Source organism: Streptomyces sp. NPDC054047 (assembly GCF_055585065.1).
On sequence record NZ_JBVJKV010000001.1, the window covers coordinates 319,666 to 339,012 of the forward strand.

14 protein-coding genes are annotated in these 19,347 nt (G+C 71.4%); 7 read left to right on the forward strand and 7 right to left on the reverse strand.

Annotation, left to right across the window (positions count from 1 at the left end):
• Positions 1 to 81 precede the first annotated feature (81 nt).
• The 3 genes from ACZ6ZP_RS01495 to ACZ6ZP_RS01505 all read right to left on the reverse strand — a co-directional run bounded on the left by ACZ6ZP_RS01495 (position 82) and on the right by ACZ6ZP_RS01505 (position 7,163).
• Positions 82 to 1,542 (reverse strand): glutamate synthase subunit beta, encoded by a 1,461-nt coding sequence (locus ACZ6ZP_RS01495; RefSeq protein ID WP_351162275.1) that lies wholly within the window; start codon positions 1,540 to 1,542, stop codon positions 82 to 84.
• Positions 1,535 to 6,121, reverse strand: a complete 4,587-nt coding sequence (gltB, locus tag ACZ6ZP_RS01500) for a glutamate synthase large subunit (protein WP_351162277.1) — start codon at positions 6,119 to 6,121, stop codon at positions 1,535 to 1,537. The genes ACZ6ZP_RS01495 and gltB overlap by 8 nt, the downstream gene beginning before the upstream one ends.
• Positions 6,122 to 6,431: 310 nt before the next feature.
• Positions 6,432 to 7,163 (reverse strand): VIT1/CCC1 transporter family protein, encoded by a 732-nt coding sequence (locus tag ACZ6ZP_RS01505; protein WP_351162279.1) that lies wholly within the window; start codon positions 7,161 to 7,163, stop codon positions 6,432 to 6,434.
• A 213-nt stretch (positions 7,164 to 7,376) separates the two neighbouring features.
• Between ACZ6ZP_RS01505 and ACZ6ZP_RS01510 the strand changes: the two genes are divergently transcribed.
• From ACZ6ZP_RS01510 to ACZ6ZP_RS01540, 7 genes are all read left to right on the forward strand, one after another.
• Positions 7,377 to 8,384 (forward strand): ADP-ribosylglycohydrolase family protein, encoded by a 1,008-nt coding sequence (locus tag ACZ6ZP_RS01510; protein ID WP_351162281.1) that lies wholly within the window; start codon positions 7,377 to 7,379, stop codon positions 8,382 to 8,384.
• 77 nt (positions 8,385 to 8,461) lie between these two features.
• Positions 8,462 to 9,661: an ADP-ribosylglycohydrolase family protein gene (locus tag ACZ6ZP_RS01515; RefSeq protein ID WP_351162283.1), complete on the forward strand. Its 1,200-nt coding sequence runs from the start codon at positions 8,462 to 8,464 to the stop codon at positions 9,659 to 9,661.
• A complete protein-coding gene (locus ACZ6ZP_RS01520) occupies positions 9,612 to 10,799 on the forward strand; it encodes an ADP-ribosylglycohydrolase family protein (RefSeq protein WP_361463701.1) in 1,188 nt (395 codons plus the stop codon). The genes ACZ6ZP_RS01515 and ACZ6ZP_RS01520 overlap by 50 nt, the downstream gene beginning before the upstream one ends.
• The gene (locus tag ACZ6ZP_RS01525) at positions 10,796 to 12,247 is read left to right on the forward strand and encodes an ADP-ribosylglycohydrolase family protein (RefSeq protein ID WP_469405174.1); all 1,452 of its coding nucleotides are present in this window, start codon (positions 10,796 to 10,798) and stop codon (positions 12,245 to 12,247) included. Before ACZ6ZP_RS01520 ends, ACZ6ZP_RS01525 begins: the two co-directional genes overlap by 4 nt.
• Positions 12,244 to 13,152 (forward strand): ribokinase, encoded by a 909-nt coding sequence (gene rbsK, locus ACZ6ZP_RS01530; RefSeq protein ID WP_469405176.1) that lies wholly within the window; start codon positions 12,244 to 12,246, stop codon positions 13,150 to 13,152. Before ACZ6ZP_RS01525 ends, rbsK begins: the two co-directional genes overlap by 4 nt.
• Positions 13,149 to 14,336 (forward strand): CaiB/BaiF CoA transferase family protein, encoded by a 1,188-nt coding sequence (locus ACZ6ZP_RS01535; RefSeq protein ID WP_469405177.1) that lies wholly within the window; start codon positions 13,149 to 13,151, stop codon positions 14,334 to 14,336. Before rbsK ends, ACZ6ZP_RS01535 begins: the two co-directional genes overlap by 4 nt.
• Positions 14,333 to 15,166: an HpcH/HpaI aldolase/citrate lyase family protein gene (locus ACZ6ZP_RS01540; RefSeq protein WP_351162293.1), complete on the forward strand. Its 834-nt coding sequence runs from the start codon at positions 14,333 to 14,335 to the stop codon at positions 15,164 to 15,166. The genes ACZ6ZP_RS01535 and ACZ6ZP_RS01540 overlap by 4 nt, the downstream gene beginning before the upstream one ends.
• A 60-nt stretch (positions 15,167 to 15,226) precedes the next feature.
• Here the strand turns inward: ACZ6ZP_RS01540 and lgt are convergent, their stop codons facing one another.
• From lgt to trpB, 4 genes are all read right to left on the reverse strand, one after another.
• Positions 15,227 to 16,198 carry a prolipoprotein diacylglyceryl transferase gene (gene lgt / locus ACZ6ZP_RS01545; RefSeq protein ID WP_469405179.1) on the reverse strand — a complete coding sequence of 324 codons (972 nt, stop codon included), beginning with the start codon at positions 16,196 to 16,198 and terminating at the stop codon, positions 15,227 to 15,229.
• 122 nt (positions 16,199 to 16,320) lie between these two features.
• A complete protein-coding gene (locus ACZ6ZP_RS01550) occupies positions 16,321 to 17,097 on the reverse strand; it encodes a DsbA family protein (RefSeq protein WP_469405180.1) in 777 nt (258 codons plus the stop codon).
• A 63-nt stretch (positions 17,098 to 17,160) separates the two neighbouring features.
• Positions 17,161 to 17,976 (reverse strand): tryptophan synthase subunit alpha, encoded by an 816-nt coding sequence (gene trpA / locus ACZ6ZP_RS01555; RefSeq protein WP_361463711.1) that lies wholly within the window; start codon positions 17,974 to 17,976, stop codon positions 17,161 to 17,163.
• Positions 17,973 to 19,259, reverse strand: a complete 1,287-nt coding sequence (gene trpB / locus ACZ6ZP_RS01560; RefSeq protein WP_351162301.1) for a tryptophan synthase subunit beta — start codon at positions 19,257 to 19,259, stop codon at positions 17,973 to 17,975. Before trpB ends, trpA begins: the two co-directional genes overlap by 4 nt.
• Positions 19,260 to 19,347: the final 88 nt, after the last annotated feature.

The following is a 19,347-nucleotide window of genomic DNA, read 5'->3' on the forward strand; positions in this document are numbered from 1 at the left end:
CGCCCGCCCAAGTCCGGTCGGGGACAAGGCGGGCGTCGCTCAGTTCCGTACGCCGTTGTACGGGACGTATCAGGGGGCGTACTAGACCATCAGTGAACGGTCCGTGGGGCGGATCGGCGACGGCAGGTCGCTCGCGCCGGTGAGGAAACGGTCCACGCCCTGCGCGGCCGAGCGGCCCTCGGCGATCGCCCAGACGATGAGCGACTGACCGCGGCCCGCGTCACCGGCGACGAAGACGCCGGGAACGTTGGTCTGGAAGTCGCCGTCGCGGGCGACGTTCCCACGCTCGTCGAGCTCCAGGGAGAACTGGTCCACCAGACCGTTCTCGCGGTCCGTACCCGTGAAGCCCATGGCGAGGGTGACCAGCTGGGCGGGGATCTTGCGCTCCGTGCCCGGCTTCGGGGTCAGCTTGCCGTCGATGAACTCGACCTCCGTGAGGTGCAGGAACTGGACGTTCCCGTCCTCGTCGCCCTCGAAGTGCGTGGTCGAGACGGCGTAGACCCGCTCGCCGCCCTCCTCGTGCGCGGAGGTCACCTTGTAGAGCATGGGGAAGGTCGGCCACGGCTGGTTGGCGCTGCGCTCCTCGCCCGGACGCGGCATGATCTCCAGCTGCGTGACCGAGGCCGCGCCCTGGCGGTGGGCGGTGCCCACGCAGTCCGCGCCGGTGTCGCCGCCGCCGATGACCACGACGTGCTTGCCCTCGGCCGTGATCGGGGGCGCCACGAAGTCGCCCTCCTGGACCTTGTTGGCGAGCGGCAGGTACTCCATGGCGAAGTGGATGCCGTTCAGCTCACGGCCCGGCACCGGCAGGTCGCGGGAGATCGTGGCGCCCGCGGCGATGACCACCGCGTCGTACCGCTTGCGCAGCTTCGCCGCGTCGATGTCGCGGCCGACCTCCACACCCGTACGGAACTTGGTACCCTCCGCGCGCATCTGCTCGATGCGGCGGTTGATGTGGCGCTTCTCCATCTTGAACTCGGGGATGCCGTAGCGCAGCAGGCCGCCGATGCGGTCCGCGCGCTCGTACACGGCGACCGTGTGACCGGCGCGGGTCAGCTGCTGGGCGGCGGCGAGACCCGCCGGGCCCGAGCCGATGACCGCGACCGTCTTGCCGGACAGGCGGTCGGGCGCCTGGGGCAGCACGTCGTTGGCGTCCCACGCCTTGTCGATGATGGAGACTTCGACGTTCTTGATGGTGACGGCCGGCTGGTTGATGCCGAGCACGCACGCCGACTCACAGGGCGCCGGGCACAGCCGCCCGGTGAACTCCGGGAAGTTGTTCGTGGCGTGCAGCCGCTCGGAGGCGGCCGACCAGTCCTCGCGGTACGCGAAGTCGTTCCACTCCGGGATCAGGTTGCCCAGCGGACAGCCCTGGTGGCAGAACGGGATGCCGCAGTCCATGCAGCGCGACGCCTGCTTCGAGATGATCGGGAGGAGGGAGCCCGGAACGTAGACCTCGTTCCAGTCCTGGACGCGCTCGCCGACCGGGCGGGTCTTCGCGACCTCGCGGCCATGGTTCAAAAAGCCCTTGGGATCAGCCATTGGTCGCCGCCTCCATCATCTTCTCGGTGATCTCGGTCTCGGAGAGACCGGCTCGCTCGGCGGCGTCCTTGGCGGCGAGCACTGCCTTGTACGTGCTGGGGATGATCCTGCTGAAGCGCTCCACGGCGGTGTCCCACTCGGCGAGCAGCTTCTCGGCGACGGTCGAGCCCGTCTCCTCCTGGTGGCGGCGCACGACGTCGTGCAGCCACTGCTTGTCGGAGTCGTCCAGGGCCTCGACGGCGCCCAGGTTGCCGGAGTTGACGTTGTCCCGGTCGAGGTCGATGACGTACGCGATGCCGCCCGACATGCCGGCCGCGAAGTTGCGGCCCGTCTCGCCGAGGACCACCGCGTGGCCACCGGTCATGTACTCGCAGCCGTGGTCGCCCACGCCCTCGGACACGACCGTCGCACCGGAGTTGCGGACGCAGAACCGCTCACCGGTACGGCCACGGAGGAACAGCTCGCCGCCGGTCGCGCCGTACGCGATGGTGTTGCCCGCGATCGTCGAGTACTCGGCGAGGTGGTCGGCGCCGCGGTCCGGGCGGACGATGATCCGGCCGCCGGAGAGGCCCTTGCCGACGTAGTCGTTGGCGTCGCCCTCCAGACGCAGGGTCACGCCGCGCGGCACGAACGCGCCGAACGACTGGCCCGCCGAGCCGGTGAAGGTGATGTCGATGGTGTCGTCGGGCAGGCCCGCGCCACCGAACTTCTTCGTCACCTCGTGGCCGAGCATGGTGCCGACCGTGCGGTTGATGTTGCGGATCGCGACCTGGGCGCGGACCGGCTGGGCGTCGGTCGCGCTGGAGGCGGAGAGCGCGTCGGCGGCGAGCTTGATCAGCTCGTTGTCGAGCGCCTTCTCCAGGCCGTGGTCCTGGGCGGCGATCTGGTGGCGCACGGCGCCGCCGGGCAGCGAGGGCACGTGGAAGAGGGGCTCCAGGTCGAGGCCCTGCGCCTTCCAGTGGTTCACGGCGCGCTCGGTGTCGAGGAGTTCGGCGTGGCCGACGGCCTCCTCGATGGTGCGGAAGCCCAGCTCGGCGAGGATCTCACGGACCTCTTCGGCGATGAACTCGAAGAAGTTGACGATGTACTCGGCCTTGCCGGAGAAGCGCTCGCGCAGCGCCGGGTTCTGCGTGGCGATGCCGACCGGGCAGGTGTCCAGGTGGCAGACGCGCATCATGACGCAGCCGGAGACGACAAGCGGCGCGGTCGCGAACCCGAACTCCTCGGCGCCCAGCAGCGCGGCGATGACGACGTCACGGCCGGTCTTGAGCTGGCCGTCGGTCTGCACCACGATGCGGTCGCGCAGACCGTTGAGCAGGAGCGTCTGCTGGGTCTCGGCGAGGCCGAGCTCCCAGGGACCGCCCGCGTGCTTGAGCGAGGTCAGCGGCGAGGCGCCCGTACCGCCGTCGTGTCCGGAGATCAGGACGACGTCCGCGTGCGCCTTGGAGACACCCGCGGCGACCGTGCCCACGCCGACCTCGGAGACCAGCTTCACGTGAATCCGCGCCTGCGGGTTCGCGTTCTTCAGGTCGTGGATCAGCTGGGCCAGGTCCTCGATGGAGTAGATGTCGTGGTGCGGCGGCGGGGAGATCAGGCCCACGCCCGGCGTCGAGTGACGCGTCTTGGCGACCCACGGGTAGACCTTGTGGCCGGGCAGCTGGCCGCCCTCGCCGGGCTTGGCGCCCTGCGCCATCTTGATCTGGATGTCGTCCGCGTTGACCAGGTACTCGGAGGTCACGCCGAAGCGGCCGGAGGCGACCTGCTTGATGGACGAGCGGCGGGCCGGGTCGTACAGGCGCTCGGCGTCCTCGCCGCCCTCACCGGTGTTGGACTTGCCGCCCAGCTGGTTCATCGCGATGGCGAGGGTCTCGTGCGCCTCGCTGGAGATCGAGCCGTACGACATGGCGCCGGTCGAGAACCGCTTGACGATGTCGGCGGCCGACTCGACCTCGTCGATGGAGATCGAGGGGCGGTCCGACTTCAGGTTGAACAGGCCGCGCAGCGTCATGAGGCGCTCGGACTGCTCGTTCACGCGGTCCGTGTACTTCTTGAAGATGTCGTAGCGGCGGTTGCGCGTGGAGTGCTGAAGGCGGAAGACCGTCTCGGGGTCGAAGAGGTGCGGCTCGCCCTCGCGGCGCCACTGGTACTCGCCGCCTATGTCGAGCGCGCGGTGCGCGGAGGCGACGCCGGAGACCGGGTACGCCTTGGCGTGCCGGGCGGCGACCTCCTGCGCGACGACGTCGATGCCGACTCCGCCGATCTTGGACGTCGTGCCGACGAAGTACTTCGCGACGAAGTTCTCCTGGAGGCCGACGGCCTCGAAGACCTGCGCGCCGCGGTAGGAGGCCACGGTCGAGATGCCCATCTTGGACATGACCTTCAGGACGCCCTTGCCGAGCGCGTAGATCAGGTTCCGGATGGCCTGCTCGGCCTCCATGCCCGGCAGGAAGGTGCCCGCACGGACGAGGTCCTCGACGGATTCCATCGCGAGGTAGGGGTTGACCGCCGCCGCGCCGTAGCCGATGAGGAGGGCCACGTGGTGGACCTCGCGGACGTCGCCCGCCTCGACGAGCAGGCCCACCTGGGTGCGCTGCTTCGTACGGATGAGGTGGTGGTGGACGGCCGCGGTGAGCAGCAGCGAGGGGATCGGCGCGTGCTCGGCGTCGGAGTGCCGGTCGGAGAGCACGATCAGGCGGGCGCCCGCCTCTATGGCGGCGTCGGCCTCGGTGCAGATCTCCTCGATGCGGGCGGCAAGGGCGTCGCCGCCGCCGCTGACGCGGTAGAGACCGGAGAGGGTCGCGGCCGTCATGCCGGGCATGTCGCCGTCGGCGTTGATGTGGATGAGCTTGGCGAGCTCGTCGTTGTCGATCACCGGGAAGGGCAGCGTGACGCTGCGACAGGTCGCGGCGGTCGGCTCCAGGATGTTGCCCTGCGGGCCCAGCGAGGAGTGCAGCGAGGTGACGAGCTCTTCACGGATGGCGTCCAGCGGCGGGTTGGTGACCTGCGCGAACAGCTGCGTGAAGTAGTCGAAGATCAGCCGCGGGCGCTCGGAGAGCGCCGCGATCGGGGTGTCCGTGCCCATGGAGCCGAGCGGCTCGCCGCCGGCCTTGGCCATCGGCGCCAGGATGATGCGCAGCTCTTCCTCGGTGTAGCCGAAGGTCTGCTGGCGGCGCGTGACGGAGGCGTGCGTGTGCACGATGTGCTCGCGCTCGGGCAGGTCGGAGAGCTCGATCTCGCCGGCTTCCAGCCACTCCTGGTACGGGTTCTCCTCGGCGAGGGCGGTCTTGATCTCGTCGTCCTCGACGATGCGGTGCTCGGCGGTGTCGACCAGGAACATCTTGCCGGGCTGGAGGCGGCCCTTGCGGACGACCTTCGCGGGGTCGATGTCCAGGACGCCGACCTCGGAGCCGAGGACGACGAGGCCGTCGTCGGTGACCCAGTAGCGGCCGGGGCGCAGACCGTTGCGGTCGAGAACGGCGCCGACCTGGGTGCCGTCGGTGAAGGTGACACAGGCCGGGCCGTCCCAGGGCTCCATCATCGTGGAGTGGTACTGGTAGAAGGCGCGGCGGGCCGGGTCCATCGAGCCGTGGTTCTCCCACGCCTCGGGAATCATCATCAGGACCGAGTGCGGAAGCGAACGTCCACCGAGGTGGAGGAGTTCGAGCACCTCGTCGAAGGACGCCGAGTCGGACGCGTCCGGCGTGCAGATCGGGAAGACGCGGTCCAGCTTGTCGGTGCTGCGCTCCCCGGCGGAGGCGAACAGGTCGGAGGCGAGCTGCGACTCGCGCGCCCGCATCCAGTTCCGGTTGCCCTTGACCGTGTTGATCTCGCCGTTGTGCGCGACGAAGCGGTAGGGGTGCGCGAGCGGCCAGCTCGGGAACGTGTTGGTGGAGAAGCGCGAGTGGACGAGCGCGACGGCCGTGGCGAAACGGCGGTCGGACAGGTCGGGGAAGAACGGCTCCAGCTGGCCGGTGGTCAGCATGCCCTTGTAGACGATGGTCCGGGCGGAGAGCGAGGGGAAGTACGTCCCGGCCTCACGCTCGGAGCGCTTGCGCAGGACGAAGGCCTTGCGGTCGAGCGCGACGCCGGAGCTCTCGCCGTCGGCCACGAAGATCTGCCGGAAGACCGGCATCGTCGAGCGGGCGGTGGCTCCGAGCAGCTCGGGGGCGACGGGAACGTCGCGCCAGCCGAGGACCGTCAGGCCCTCCTCGGAAGCGATCGTCTCGATCTGTGAGACAGCGGCATCGGTCGTACCCGCGGTGTCGACCGGCAGGAAGGCGATGCCGACGGCGTAGGAACCGGCCTCGGGAAGCGCGAAACCGGTGACCTCGCGCAGGAAGGCGTCCGGCACCTGGAGCAGGATGCCCGCGCCGTCACCGGAGTCCGGCTCGGAACCGGTGGCACCACGGTGTTCGAGATTGCGCAGTACGGTCAGCGCCTGTTCGACCAGCTCATGGCTGGCTACACCGGTGAGGGTGGCCACGAACCCGACACCACAGGCGTCGTGCTCGTTACGGGGGTCGTACATGCCCTGAGGGGCGGGGCGACCGTCCATGGGCGACCAGGCGTGCGTACGCATTGGCTCTCCCGTCGTCGTCGTGGCATAGGCAAAAAGCGAGGGACGACGTTGGCCCAGGCGAAATTTCGTGCAGGTTACATGATGGAACGCTTCTCGAAAAGCGGATAGCTCATTCCACCATGTGGACACCGCTCATAGCTGTGGAGAGCGGCAGGGAAGGGACCTATGCGGACAGATCCATGACCGAAGGGCCCGAGAGCGGCACAGGCCTCATTGCCCGCAGCGCTTACGGCTCATGCCCGGTGGTTAAGGACTCGAAACCGCCGAGTAACGGCTAGTTATGCAGGACCCCGCATAGGACTGCAAGGGTTCATCCTACGGCGGTACCGAACAAGCTGCCCAGGGCGTACGTCACACCCGCCGCCGCGCCGCCCAGCGCCAACTGCCGAAGCCCGCTGAACCACCAGGACCGCGCGGTCACCTTCGCCACCACCGCACCGCAGGCGAAGAGCCCGATCAGGGCGAGGAGCAGCGCGGGCCAGAGCGTCTGGGCGCCGAGCAGATACGGCAGCACGGGAAGCAGCGCGCCGAGCGCGAAGGCACCGAAGGAGGAGACCGCGGCGACGGTCGGCGAGGGCAGATCTCCGGGATCGATGCCCAGCTCCTCGCGCGCGTGGATCTCCAGGGCCTGCTCGGGGTCCTTGGAGAGCTGCTTGGCGACCTCGCGGGCGAGCTTCGGCTCGACGCCACGCGACTCGTACAGCTCGGCGAGCTCCTTCTCCTCGTCCGCGGGGTGCTTGCGCAACTCCCGCCGCTCCACGTCGAGTTCGGCCTCGACAAGCTCACGCTGGGAAGCGACGGAGGTGTACTCGCCGGCCGCCATGGAGAAGGCGCCCGCGGCGAGGCCGGCAAGACCCGTGATGACGATGGTCTGCTGCGAGACGGCTCCACCGGCGACACCGGTCATCAGGGCCAGATTGGACACCAGGCCGTCCATCGCGCCGAAGACGGCGGGGCGCAGCCAGCCGCCGTTCACGTCGCGGTGGGTGTGGTTGTCGCGGTGCGCTTCGTGCAGCGTCGCTTCGGTCTCGATGATCGCCATGGTGGGCCCCCTCAGTGCTTGGACGATCTCGAAAGTACGCGCGAAAAATCGCCCTCGCCAGCAAGGAAGGCCGTACTTACCTGCGCGAACGCGGGTTCCTCGAACCGGTGATCGCATGCGTCGGAGGGGTGATGTCGGCGGTCCGGATGCTCGCGTCGGGGGTGCCGCGTGGGAGGGATACAGCCACACGTCTCGGCACCATGGAGGCACAGCATGACGGGCTTGACCGGTGTGACTGAAGTGACCGGCGCGACCGGAGCGACCGGCCTGAGAGAGCGGGCGCGCGGCGCGCTCCTGGGCCTGGCGGTAGGCGACGCGCTGGGCGCGCCCGCCGAGAACATGAAGCCGTCGGAGATCCGCCGCCGTTGGGGCCGCATCACCGGGTACGTCGCCGAGCATCCCTCGGGCACGGACGACACCGAGTACGCGATCTTCTCGGGGCTCCTCCTGGCCCGGCACGGCTCGGCGCTCACCGTCGCGCACGTCGAGGCGGCCTGGCACGAGTGGATCGCCGACCTGGACGAAGGCCCCTTCCGGGGCGCGGGTTTCAGCGAGCGCGGCACGCTGGAGAACCTGCGCCGCGGCCTTGCGGCGCCCATCTCGGCGCAGCACCGGCACGCGTGGAGCGACGGCCTCGCGATGCGGGCCGCCCCCTTCGGGATCTTCGCCGCGGGCCGGCCGGCCGAAGCGGCCCGGCTCGTCGCGATCGACGGCTCGGTCAGCCACGACGGCGAGGGCATCTACGGCGGGCAGGCGGTGGCGGCGGGCGTCGCGGCCGCGATGGTCGGGGCGCAGGTGGCGTCCGTGGTGGCCGCGGCCCTCTCCGTCATCCCGATGGACTGCTGGACGTCCCGTTCGCTGCGGCGGGCGGTGGCGGTGGCCCACCGGGGCGAGCGCGCGGTGCGCTCCGCGGTGGTGATCGGCGGCTACCCCTGGACCGACCTCGCCCCCGAGGCGGTGGGGCTCGCCTTCGGCGCGTACGCGTCGGCCTCCGGCCGATTCCCTGACGCGGTGCTGACCGCGGTCAACATGGGGCGGGACGCGGACACGACTGCCGCTGTGGCCGGGGCGCTCGCCGGTGCCACCTGCGGGGCCTCGGCGATTCCACCGCCGTGGGCGGCGGCCATCGGCCCCGCGCGGGGCAGCTGCCTGCCTTCGATGCGGGGGCATCATGTGCTGGACGTGGCGGAGTTGCTCGTTCCTGGCCAGGGGGCCTCGTGACCGCCGACAAGCCTGCAGTAGACGCCCTCGCTGTGGGCAGGCGTTCCGCACGGCGGAACGGGTGGGCACAGCCCACGATGCCGGGTGCGGATACACGAGGCGCTCAGCAAATCGAGGGCCTGCTTCTGGGCCTCGCGGCGGGCGACGCCGCCGGTTGGCCCGCCGCCAGGCACCGCGCGGCACGCATGCCCGAGTGGACCCGCAGACTCACCCGCGAACTGGACACCTTCGCCGAGCAGAACGCCACCACCACCCTCCCCGTCCCCATCGCCCTCAACCAGCCCCCGGAGCCCCTCCGCCTGGGCCCCTCCGACGACGCCGAATGGGCCGTCTTCACCGCCGAATCACTGCTCCGCGCCGCGGACGGGACGCTGGACCCCCAGCTGCCCCCGGACCGCCGGGTCCGCGCGGCGCTGGACCTCGCCTGGAACTCCCTCGCCGGCAAAATCGCCGCCGCGGCGGCCCGCGCCCCCGAGGTCGAGTCCGCCGTACTCCCCCTGCGCGCCCGCATCTCCGTTCGCGCGGGCCTCGGCAACCTCGCCGCCGGTCTGCGCCCGCCCGCCACCGGCCACGACAACCCCCACTACTTCGACGACGCGGCCTGCGTACGCGCCTGCGTCCTCGCCCTGGTGCACCCGGGCGACCCCGAACAGGCCGCCGACCTCGCCGAGTTCGACGCCCGCTACACCCAGGACGGCGACGGCGTGCACGGCGCCCGCGCCATGGCCGCGGCGATCGCGGCGGCGCTGGGCGGCGCGGACGTCGACGCGACCGTGGACGCCGCTCTCGCCCAGCTCCCCGAGCACACCGAGATCGGCCGCAACGCCTGGCACGCCGTCAAGCTCGCCCGCACCCAGCCGGAGGACGGCGCCTTCGGCATCGTCCCGCTCCTGGAGCACCAGATCGTCGACCACGTCTACAGCTACGGCATCGCCGCCGCCGAGACCGTCCCGGTCGCCCTCGCCCTGGCCACCGCGGCCCGCGGCCGCATCCGCGACGCGGTGCCCGCCGCCGCCTGCCTCTCCCGCGTCGCCGACTCCGCACCCGCCCTGGCCGGCGCCCTGACCGGCACGCTCGGCACGGCCGCCGCCGTCCCCGAGGCCTGGCGCGACGCCTGCCGCACCCTCTCCGGCTGCGCGCTCCCCCGCCTCGCGGGCACCGACCTGGTGGAACTCGCCGGGCACCTGGCAGCCACGGAACCGACCACCCCGGGAGGACAATTCCGACATGACGTCACCAACGCCCCGGACCCGGCCCATCGACCCCCTCCCCACTGACCTGACCCTCCCCGAACGCATCACCGCCTGTCTGGTCGGAGCCGCCGTCGGCGACGCCCTCGGCGGTCCGGTCGAGGGCTACTCCCCCGAGCAGATCGTCGAACGGCACGGCGGTCGCGTACACGGCATCGTCGGCCCCTGGAACGGCGACCGATGGCGCACCGCCCGCCCCATCGCGCCGTACCACAAGGGCGACGGGAACGTCACCGACGACACCTTGATGACGCACGCGCTCATCCGCGTGTACGCCGCCGTCCGCGACCACTTGGACGCCTACGCGGTCGCCGACCACCTGGTCCCCGACCTCATGACGAACCCCCGCTGGATTCCGGAACTGGAGACGGAGACCATCCCGCTCCACCGCGTCTTCCTGGCCGAGAAGTGGATCGTCGCCCGCATCCACTACGGCCACGTCGACCCGCGCGAGGCGGGCACCGGCAACATCGTCAACTGCGGTGCGGCGATGTACATGGCGCCGGTCGGCCTGGTCAACGCAGCGAACCCGGCGGCCGCGTACGCCGAGGCCCTCGACGTCGCGGGTGCGCACCAGTCGTCGTACGGACGGGAGGCGGCCGCGGTCTTCGCGGCGGCGGTGGCCGCCGCGTGTGCGCCGGGCGCGACGCCGACCTCCGTGATCGACACCGCCCTCTCCCTCGCGAAGGACGGCACGCGGGCCGCGATCGAGTCGGTGGCCGAAGTCGCCGCGCACCACCGGGACTTCGAGTCGGCGCTCGTCCCCCTCCGCACCGCGGTCAGCCCCTTCGACACGGTCGGCCAGGACTACCGCGCCCCGTCCCTCGGCGCCCGCCGCCCCTCCCGCCTGCACGCCATCGAGGAACTCCCGATCGCGCTCGGCATGCTCCTGGTGAACGACGGCGACTACCGCCACACGGTCCTCGGCTCGGTCAACTACGGCCGCGACTGCGACTCCATCGCCACGATGAGCGGCGCGATCGCGGGCGCCCTGGGCTCGGTCGCACCGCCCGAGTGGTCGAAGACGGTCGCGGAGGCCAGCCGCCTGGACCTGCACGCCCCCGCGAGGACGCTCACGGAGGTCACCCAGGAGATCTTCACCCGCGACGTACGCCGCCGCCGGGCCCACGAATCGGCGTACGCGGCCCTGACGGCAACCCCATGATCCGCCTCACCTGGGTCCAGCCGGAGGACTTGATCGGCCACGAACTCCACCAGTCGGAACAGGAGGGCAAGGACGTACGCGACATCCGCTCCCGCTGGCAATCAGCAGGCGGCCACCTGGCTCCCCCCAGAGCCGGAGCCTCCCCAACGCCCCCTTCCCCCCACCTACGGGCCTTGGCGGAGCAGCTCCTGAACGAACTGTCCACACCGTTGTGGGCAGGCGTTCCGCAGGGCGATGGGGGTCCCCCCGCTCGAACGAAGTTGAGAGTGGGGGAGGGTGGGCACAACACCACCCACCGACCCGCACCCCGGAACAAGGCCCCGCGGCAGGCGGTTTCGGGAAGGGGCGGGATTGGGGAAGAGAACGCCCTACGCCACCGCCTGCACGCGGCCTGGCTAGGCCGAGCCGCAGGCTGCCTCCTGGGCAAACCGGTGGAGAAGCTCCCCCTGGCCGCCATCAGAAGCCTCGCCAAGGCCACAGGCAACTGGCCCCTCACCACGTGGTTCACGGAAAAGGGCCTCCCCCCGGAGCTCGCAGCGGCCCACCCCTGGAACAAGCGCTCCGCACAAACCTCCCTCGCCGAGAACATCAACGGCATGCCCGAGGACGACGACCTCAACTACCCCCTCCTCAACCTCCGTCTCCTCCAACGCCACGGCAGAGACTTCACCACCACGGACGTGGCGAAGCTGTGGCTGGACGAGCTCCCCGCGGCCCGCACTTTCACCGCCGAACGCATCGCCTACCGCAACCTCCTCAACGGCATCGAGCCCCCGCACACCGCCACCCACCACAACCCCTTCCGTGAATGGATCGGCGCCCTGATCCGCGCCGACGTGCACGGCTGGACCCACCCCGGCGCGCCCCGGGCCGCGGCCGACAGCGCGTACCGCGACGCGACGCTCACCCACACCGCCAACGGCGTGTACGGGGCGATGTTCGCCGCGGCCACCATCGCCGAGGCGGCGGCGGGCACCGGCGACGTCCACCACTGCCTGCGCACGGGCCTCGGCGTCGTACCGCCGGACTCCCGCCTGGCCCGAGCGATCCGCCACGCCGTCCAACTGGCCACCCGGACACCGGACTTCGACCACGTGGTGGACGACCTGCACGCTGCCTACGGTCACCATCACTGGGTACACGTCATCCCCAACGCCGCCCTCCTGTCCGCCGCCCTCACCCACGCCGAAGGCGACTTCACCGGCTCCATCACCCGCGCCGTCTCCGGCGGCTGGGACACCGACTCGAACGGCGCGACCGCGGGCTCGATCGCGGGCCTGCTCGCGGGCCACCCGGACGCGCTGCCCGACCGCTGGACGTCACCGCTCGACAACCGCATCGCCAGCTCCGTCCCGGGCTTCGACGGCATCGGCTTCGACACCCTCGCGGACCTCACCACCGAACTCGCCGCCCTCCCCGAATACGCCCAGGAGAGACCCCACCCATGACCCACATCGCCGTGCTCGGCAGCACGAACATGGACCTCGTCGCGTACGTCGCCAAGGCCCCGCAGCGCGGAGAGACCGTCACCGGGCGCGAGTTCCGTACGCTCCCCGGCGGCAAGGGCGCCAACCAGGCCGTCGCCGCGGCCCGCGCGGGCGCCGACGCCGTGTCGATGATCGGCGCGGTCGGCGCCGACGCCTTCGGCACCCAGCTCCGCGCCGCACTCGACCACTCCGGCGTCGACACCGACCTGCTGCGCACCGTCGAGAAGACCGCCACCGGCACCGCGCACATCGTGGTCGACGACGAGGGCGGCAACGCGATCGTCGTCATCCCCGGCGCCAACGGCACCCTCACCGCGCTCGCCCCCGGCGACGAGGGCCTGATCGCCTCCGCCGACACCCTCCTGCTCCAGCTGGAGATCCCCGTCGAGGGGGTGCTCGCCGCCGCGCAGGCCGCCCGCAGGCACGGCGTGCGCACCATCCTGACCCCGGCTCCCGCCCAGCCCCTGGAACCCGAACTCCTCTCCGCCGTCGACCTGCTGGTCCCGAACGAGCACGAGGCCGCCACGCTCACCGGCCTGACCGACCCGCACGCGGCCGCCCGATCTCTCCTCTCCCAGGTGCCGGAGGTCGTCGTCACGCTCGGCGCGCGCGGCAGCCTGTACGCCGCCCGGGGCGCCGAGCCGGTCCTGGTGGAGGCCCCGCACGTCACCGCCGTGGACACGACCGGGGCGGGCGACACGTTCGTCGGCACCCTCGCGGTGGCGCTCGCCGAGGGCGCTTTGGTGCCGGACGCGCTCGCGTGGGCGTCGTCGGCGGCGGCGCTCTCCGTCCAGCGTCCGGGGGCGTCGGCGTCCATGCCGTTCCGCTCCGAGATCGACACCGAGGCGAACGGAACGGCTTCATGACGGCCCCCCTCACCGGCCTGCGCGTCCTCGACCTGGCGACGCTCTTCGCGGGCCCCCTCGCCGCCACGATGCTCGGCGACTTCGGCGCCGAGGTCATCAAGGTCGAGCACCCGCGCAAGCCCGACCCGTCCCGTGGGCACGGCCCGTCGAAGGACGGCGTCGGCCTCTGGTGGAAGCTCCTGGGCCGCAACAAGCGCACGATGACGCTCGACCTCTCCACACCCGGCGGTCGCCAGACCCTCCTGCGCCTGGCCGCCACGGCGGACGTGGTCGTCGAGAACTTCCGCCCGGGGACGTTGGAGAAGTGGGACCTGGGCTGGGAGGAGCTGAGCGCGGCGAACCCCCGCCTCGTCCTGACCCGCGTCACGGGCTTCGGCCAGTTCGGCCCGTACTCCCGCCGCCCCGGCTTCGGCACCCTGGCGGAGGCCATGAGCGGCTTCGCCGCGATCACCGGCGAACCGGACGGACCGCCGACCCTGCCGCCCTTCGGCCTCGCCGACTCGATCGCGGGTCTCGCCACGGCGTACGCGGTGATGACGGCGCTGGCGGCCCGCGACCGGACGGGCAGGGGCCAGGTGGTGGACATGGCGATCATCGAGCCGATCCTCACGGTCCTGGGCCCGCAGCCGCTCTGGTACGACCAGCTGGGCCACGTCCAGCCCCGCACCGGCAACCGCTCGGCCAACAACGCGCCCCGCAACACCTACCGCACGGCGGACGGCAGTTGGGTCGCCGTCTCCACGTCGGCCCAGTCGATCGCGGAACGCGTGATGCGCCTGGTGGGCCGCCCGGAGCTGATCTCCGAGCCGTGGTTCGCGACGGGCGCGGAGCGCGCGGCCCACGCGGACGTCCTCGACGGAGCGGTCGGCGGCTGGATCGCCCTGCACACCCGCGCGGAGGTGATCGAGGCCTTCGAGAAGGCCGAGGCGGCGGTCGCCCCCATCCAGGACGTACGCGACGTGATGACGGACCCCCAGTACGCGGCCCTGGACACCGTCACCACGGTCGACGACCCGGAGCTCGGCCCGCTGCGCATGCAGAACGTCCTCTTCCGCCTCTCCGAGACCCCCGGCTCGATCGGCTGGGCCGGCCGCCCGCACGGAGCGGACACGGCGGAGGTCCTGACCGAACTGGGCCTGTCGGAACGGGAGATCGTGGGCCTGCGCGAGGAGGGCGCACTGTGAAGGACACTCCTCTGACCTGGCTGTACGCGCCCGGCGACCGGCCGTCCGTAGTGGCGAAGGCCCTGCTCGCGGGCGCCGACGTCGTCATCGTCGACCTGGAGGACGCGGTCGGCCCCGACCGCAAGGAGTACGCGCGAGCGGCCACGGCCGAGCTGCTCTCCGAGACTCCCCCGGTCCCGGTCCACGTCCGCGTGAACGCCCTGGACGGCCCGCTGGCCGATGCCGATCTCCGGGCGATCGCGCACCTGCCCGGGCTCTCCGGCCTGCGCCTGCCCAAGGTGACCTGCCCCGCCGACGTCGTCCGCGTCGCGGAGCGGTCGGCCCCGGCGGACGGCGGCGCCCCCGCCCTGCACGCCCTCATCGAGTCGGCCGTCGGCCTGGAGCACGCCTTCGCCATCGCCACCGCGCACCCGGCCCTGCACGGGCTCTCCATCGGCGAGGCGGACCTCCGCTCGGACCTGGGGGTACGTGACGACGCGGGCCTCGACTGGTCCCGTTCGCGCGTGGTGGTGGCCGCACGGGCGGCGGGTCTGGCACCACCCGCGCAGTCCGTCCACGCCGACATCCGTGACATCGCGGGCCTGACGGCGTCCTGCGCGCACGGCCGTGCCCTGGGCTTCCTGGGCCGCGCCGCGATCCACCCCCGCCAGCTCCCGGCCATCGAGCGCGCCTACCTCCCCACCCCGGAGGAGATCGACCACGCCGAGCAGATCGTCAAGGCTTCCACCACGGAGGCGGGCGCGCTGGCCCTCCCGGACGGCACGTTCGTGGACAAGGCCGTGGTGGAGGGCGCGCGGCGGGTCCTGGACCTCGCGCGGCGGTGCCCATAGCGACGGGGCCGCCGGATCGGTGATCCAGCGGCCCCGTCGACGTACGCGGCAGGGAGCGTGTCAGCCCTTCTTGGCCGACTCGGCTCCGGCGCCGTCCTTGTCCGTGCCCTTGTCCCCGGCGGCCCCGGCGTCCCCGCTGTCCGCCGAGTCCTCGGCGTCCTTGGACGGTTCGGCGTCGTCGTCCTTGGAGGAACCCTCCGAGGGCTCCTCGCCGTCGGGCACGGGCTCGACGATCTCCTCGCGCCCCGGACGCTTCTTCGCCGAGAGCACGAAGTACACGACGGCGAGCACGAACACCGCGATCGCGGTCCACACGTTGAGCCGCAGCCCCAGGACGTGGTGGGCGTCGTCCACCCGCATGTACTCGATCCAGCCGCGCCCGGCGCAGTAGGAAGCGACGTACAGGGCGAACGCCCGGCCGTGGCCCAGCTTGAAGCGGCGGTCGGCCCAGATGACCAGGAAGCCGACGCCGATGCACCAGAGCGACTCGTAGAGGAACGTCGGGTGGTACGTGCCCGGTACCCGGCCGTCCTCCGCCGACGTGATCTTCAGCGCCCACGGCAGGTCCGTGGCCTTGCCGTAGAGCTCCTGGTTGAACCAGTTGCCCCAGCGGCCGATCGCCTGGGCGAAGGCGATGCCGGGGGCGAGGGCGTCGGCCCAGGCCGGCAGCGGGATGCCGCGCCGGCGACAGCCGATCCAGGCACCGACCGCGCCGAACGCGATCGCGCCCCAGATACCGAGGCCGCCCTCCCAGATCTTGAAGGCGTCCACCCAGTCACGGCCCTCGCTGAAGTACAGCTGGTAGTCCGTGATCACGTGGTAGAGACGCCCGCCGACGAGGCCGAACGGCACGGCCCAGACGGAGATGTCGGCCACGGTGCCTGGGCGGCCCCCGCGAGCGATCCACCGCTTGTTGCCGAGCCAGACGGCGACGAAGACGCCGATGATGATGCAGAACGCGTAGCCGCGCAGCGGAATGGGTCCGAGTTCGACCACACCGCGCGACGGGCTGGGAATGAAGGCAAGGTCCATGGCAGGTCCGACGCTACCGTGCCGGGCGGTGCCCCAGGCAACCAGCCCGGCTACGTCTCCATAACAGGGGTTCATGACAGGGGTTCCCGAGAGGGCCCCGCGAGAGGCCCGATCCCAGGCTCCTAGCCCCTGTTCGCCTCCTCCACCTTCGCCTTCAGCTTCGCCGGGGTCAGCGGATTCTTCTGGTCACCGAAGATGTTCTTGCCGTCGAGGAGCACGCTCGGCGTGCCCTGCAGGCCCGCCTCCTGGAAGGCCTTGTTCGACTTCGTGGCCCAGCTGTCGTGCTTGCCGTCGTTCACGCACTTCTTGAAGGAGTCGGTGACGAGGCCGTCCACCTTGCTCGCGAGCTCGAGCAGCTTGCTGTTCTTGCTGAACGCGTCGTCCGTCTCCGCGGGCTGGTTCGTGAACAGCACGTCGTGGTACGGCGTGAACTTCCCGGCGTCCTGGGAGCAGGCCGCCGCGTTGGCCGCGCGCAGGGAGCCGCTGCCGCCCATGTTCCCGTCGATGATCGTCGCCAGGTGGTACTCGACCTTGAGCTGGCCCTTGTCGGTGAGCTCGTGGATCGTGCTGCGGTAGGTGTCCTCGAACTGCTTGCAGGCGGGGCAGCGGAAGTCCTCCCAGATGGTGAGGGTGGACTTGGCGCTGTCCTTGCCGACCGGGATCGCGAGCTGATCCTCGCCGGTCGCCCCCTTGGGGACGGACAGCGGGCCCGAGGTGTCCTTGTCGTCACCCGAGTTGGCGGCGACCAGACCCGCCACGGCGGCGAGCGCCAGGACGCCCACGACGGCGGCGCTCACGATCAACACCCTGCGCTGCTTGTCCCGCGACTTCTGCCGCTCTCGCTCTTCCGCCAGCCGGTCGCGGGCCGCGCGCTTTCCCTCACGGTTCTTGTCGCTCACACCCCGCCAACGAACCGGGGAGGCACGAGCATGCCTCCCCGGTCCCAGGTCCACCCGTACGAGTTACGCGTTGCCGCGAACTCCCTGGGCGAGGTCACTCGCGAGCGCGCGGACGGCGGCAAGGCCCGCCGCCTCGTCCTCGGCGTCCAGCATCCGCTGGACGAAGGCGGAGCCGACGATCACGCCGTCGGCGAAGCCCGCGACCTCGGCGGCCTGGCGGGCGTTGGAGACGCCGAGGCCGACGCAGACCGGCAGGTCGGTGGTGGCCTTGGTGCGCCGCACCAGTTCCTGCGCCTGCTCCCCGACGGACTCACGGGTGCCCGTGACGCCCATCAGCGACGCCGCGTAGACGAAGCCCGATCCCGCCGCCGTGATGGTGGCGAGCCGCTCGTCCTTGCTGCTCGGCGCGACCACGAAGACCGTGGCGAGGCCGTGCTTCTCGGCGTGCTCCCTCCAGAGCGCCGACTCCTGGACGGGCAGGTCGGGCAGGATGCACCCGGCGCCGCCCGCCTCGGCGAGCTCGGCGGTGAAGCGCTCGACGCCGTAGCGGTCGATCGGGTTCCAGTACGTCATGACGAGCACCGGCTTGCCGGTCGCCTCGTACGCCTCACGCACCGTGCGCATCACGTCGGCGATCTTCAGGCCCGCCTTGAGCGCGATGTCGTCGGCGGTCTGGATGACGGGACCGTCGAGGACCGGGTCGCTGTGCGGCAGACCGACCTCCACGACGTCGGCGCCGCCCTCGAAGACGGCCTTGATGGCCGCGATGCCGCCGTCCACGGTCGGGAACCCGGCCGGGAGGTAGGCGATGAGGGCGGACCGGCCCTCGGACCTGGCCGCGGCGAGAGTCTCGTCCAACAGCTGGATGTTGCCGCTCACTTGGCGTCCCCTTCGATCTCCGCGCCGGTGCCGGCCGCGTCCGCCTCGACGGCGGCGTCCGTGTCGTACAGGCCGAAGTAGCGCGCGGCCGTGTCCATGTCCTTGTCGCCGCGCCCGGACAGGTTGATGATGATCAGCCCGTCCTTGCCCAGCTCCTTGCCGACGTCGAGCGCCCCGGCGAGCGCGTGGGCGCTCTCGATGGCCGGGATGATGCCCTCGGTGCGCGACAGGAGACGCAGGGCCTGCATCGCCGCGTCGTCGGTGACCGCGCGGTACTCGCCGCGGCCGCTGTCCTTGAGGTAGGCGTGCTCGGGGCCGATGCCCGGGTAGTCGAGTCCGGCGGAGATCGAGTAGGGCTCGGTGATCTGCCCTTCCTCGTCCTGGAGGACGTACGACCTGGAGCCGTGCAGGATGCCCGGCTCGCCGGCGGTCAGCGTGGCCGCGTGCTCGCCGGTCCCGATGCCGTGGCCCGCGGGCTCGCACCCGATGAGCCGGACGTCGGCGTCCGGGATGAAGGCGTGGAAGAGGCCGATGGCGTTCGAGCCACCGCCCACGCACGCGACGGCGGCGTCGGGGAGCCGTCCCGCGCGCTCCAGGATCTGCCGCCTGGCCTCCACCCCGATGACGCGGTGGAAGTCGCGCACCATGGCGGGGAAGGGGTGCGGTCCGGCCACGGTCCCGAAGAGGTAGTGCGTGCGGTCCACGTTGGCGACCCAGTCGCGGAACGCCTCGTTGATGGCGTCCTTCAGGGTCCTGCTGCCGGACTTCACGGCGATGACCTCGGCGCCGAGCATGCGCATGCGGGCCACGTTCAGGGCCTGGCGCTCGGTGTCGATCTCGCCCATGTAGATGGTGCATTCGAGGCCGAAGAGCGCGCAGGCGGTGGCAGTGGCGACGCCGTGCTGTCCGGCGCCGGTCTCCGCGATGACGCGGGTCTTGCCCATGCGCTTGGTGAGCAGGGCCTGGCCGAGCACGTTGTTGATCTTGTGCGAGCCGGTGTGGTTCAGGTCCTCGCGCTTGAGGAAGACCCGCGCGCCACCTGCGTGTTCGGCGAACCGGGGCACTTCGGTGAGGCTGCTGGGGCGGCCGGTGTAGTTGACCAGGAGGTCGTCGAGCTCGCGGGCGAACTCGGGGTCGCTCTTGGCCTTGTCGTACTCGACGGCGACCTCGTCCACGGCGGCGACGAGGGCCTCCGGGATGAACTTGCCGCCGAACGCGCCGAAGTAGCCTTCGGCGCTGGGGATGTGACCCTCGGGGTCGGGATGGAAGTACTCGCTGGACATGCCTCTACCTCACGTGGCGTGAATGGGTGATCTGCGATGCGATCGACCCCGCCAGGGGCGCGGGGAACTGCGCGAGCAAGCCCCACCG

Bases quoted from the DNA above. Each gene is read 5' to 3' on its own strand.
- ACZ6ZP_RS01495 (WP_351162275.1), bottom strand. From the start codon at position 1,542: ATGGCTGATCCCAAGGGCTTTTTGAACCATGGCCGCGAGGTCGCGAAG.
- gltB (WP_351162277.1), bottom strand. From the start codon at position 6,121: ATGCGTACGCACGCCTGGTCGCCCATGGACGGTCGCCCCGCCCCTCAG.
- ACZ6ZP_RS01505 (WP_351162279.1), bottom strand. From the start codon at position 7,163: ATGGCGATCATCGAGACCGAAGCGACGCTGCACGAAGCGCACCGCGAC.
- ACZ6ZP_RS01510 (WP_351162281.1), top strand. From the start codon at position 7,377: ATGACGGGCTTGACCGGTGTGACTGAAGTGACCGGCGCGACCGGAGCG.
- ACZ6ZP_RS01515 (WP_351162283.1), top strand. From the start codon at position 8,462: ATGCCGGGTGCGGATACACGAGGCGCTCAGCAAATCGAGGGCCTGCTT.
- ACZ6ZP_RS01520 (WP_361463701.1), top strand. From the start codon at position 9,612: ATGACGTCACCAACGCCCCGGACCCGGCCCATCGACCCCCTCCCCACT.
- ACZ6ZP_RS01525 (WP_469405174.1), top strand. From the start codon at position 10,796: ATGATCCGCCTCACCTGGGTCCAGCCGGAGGACTTGATCGGCCACGAA.
- rbsK (WP_469405176.1), top strand. From the start codon at position 12,244: ATGACCCACATCGCCGTGCTCGGCAGCACGAACATGGACCTCGTCGCG.
- ACZ6ZP_RS01535 (WP_469405177.1), top strand. From the start codon at position 13,149: ATGACGGCCCCCCTCACCGGCCTGCGCGTCCTCGACCTGGCGACGCTC.
- lgt (WP_469405179.1), bottom strand. From the start codon at position 16,198: ATGGACCTTGCCTTCATTCCCAGCCCGTCGCGCGGTGTGGTCGAACTC.
- trpB (WP_351162301.1), bottom strand. From the start codon at position 19,259: ATGTCCAGCGAGTACTTCCATCCCGACCCCGAGGGTCACATCCCCAGC.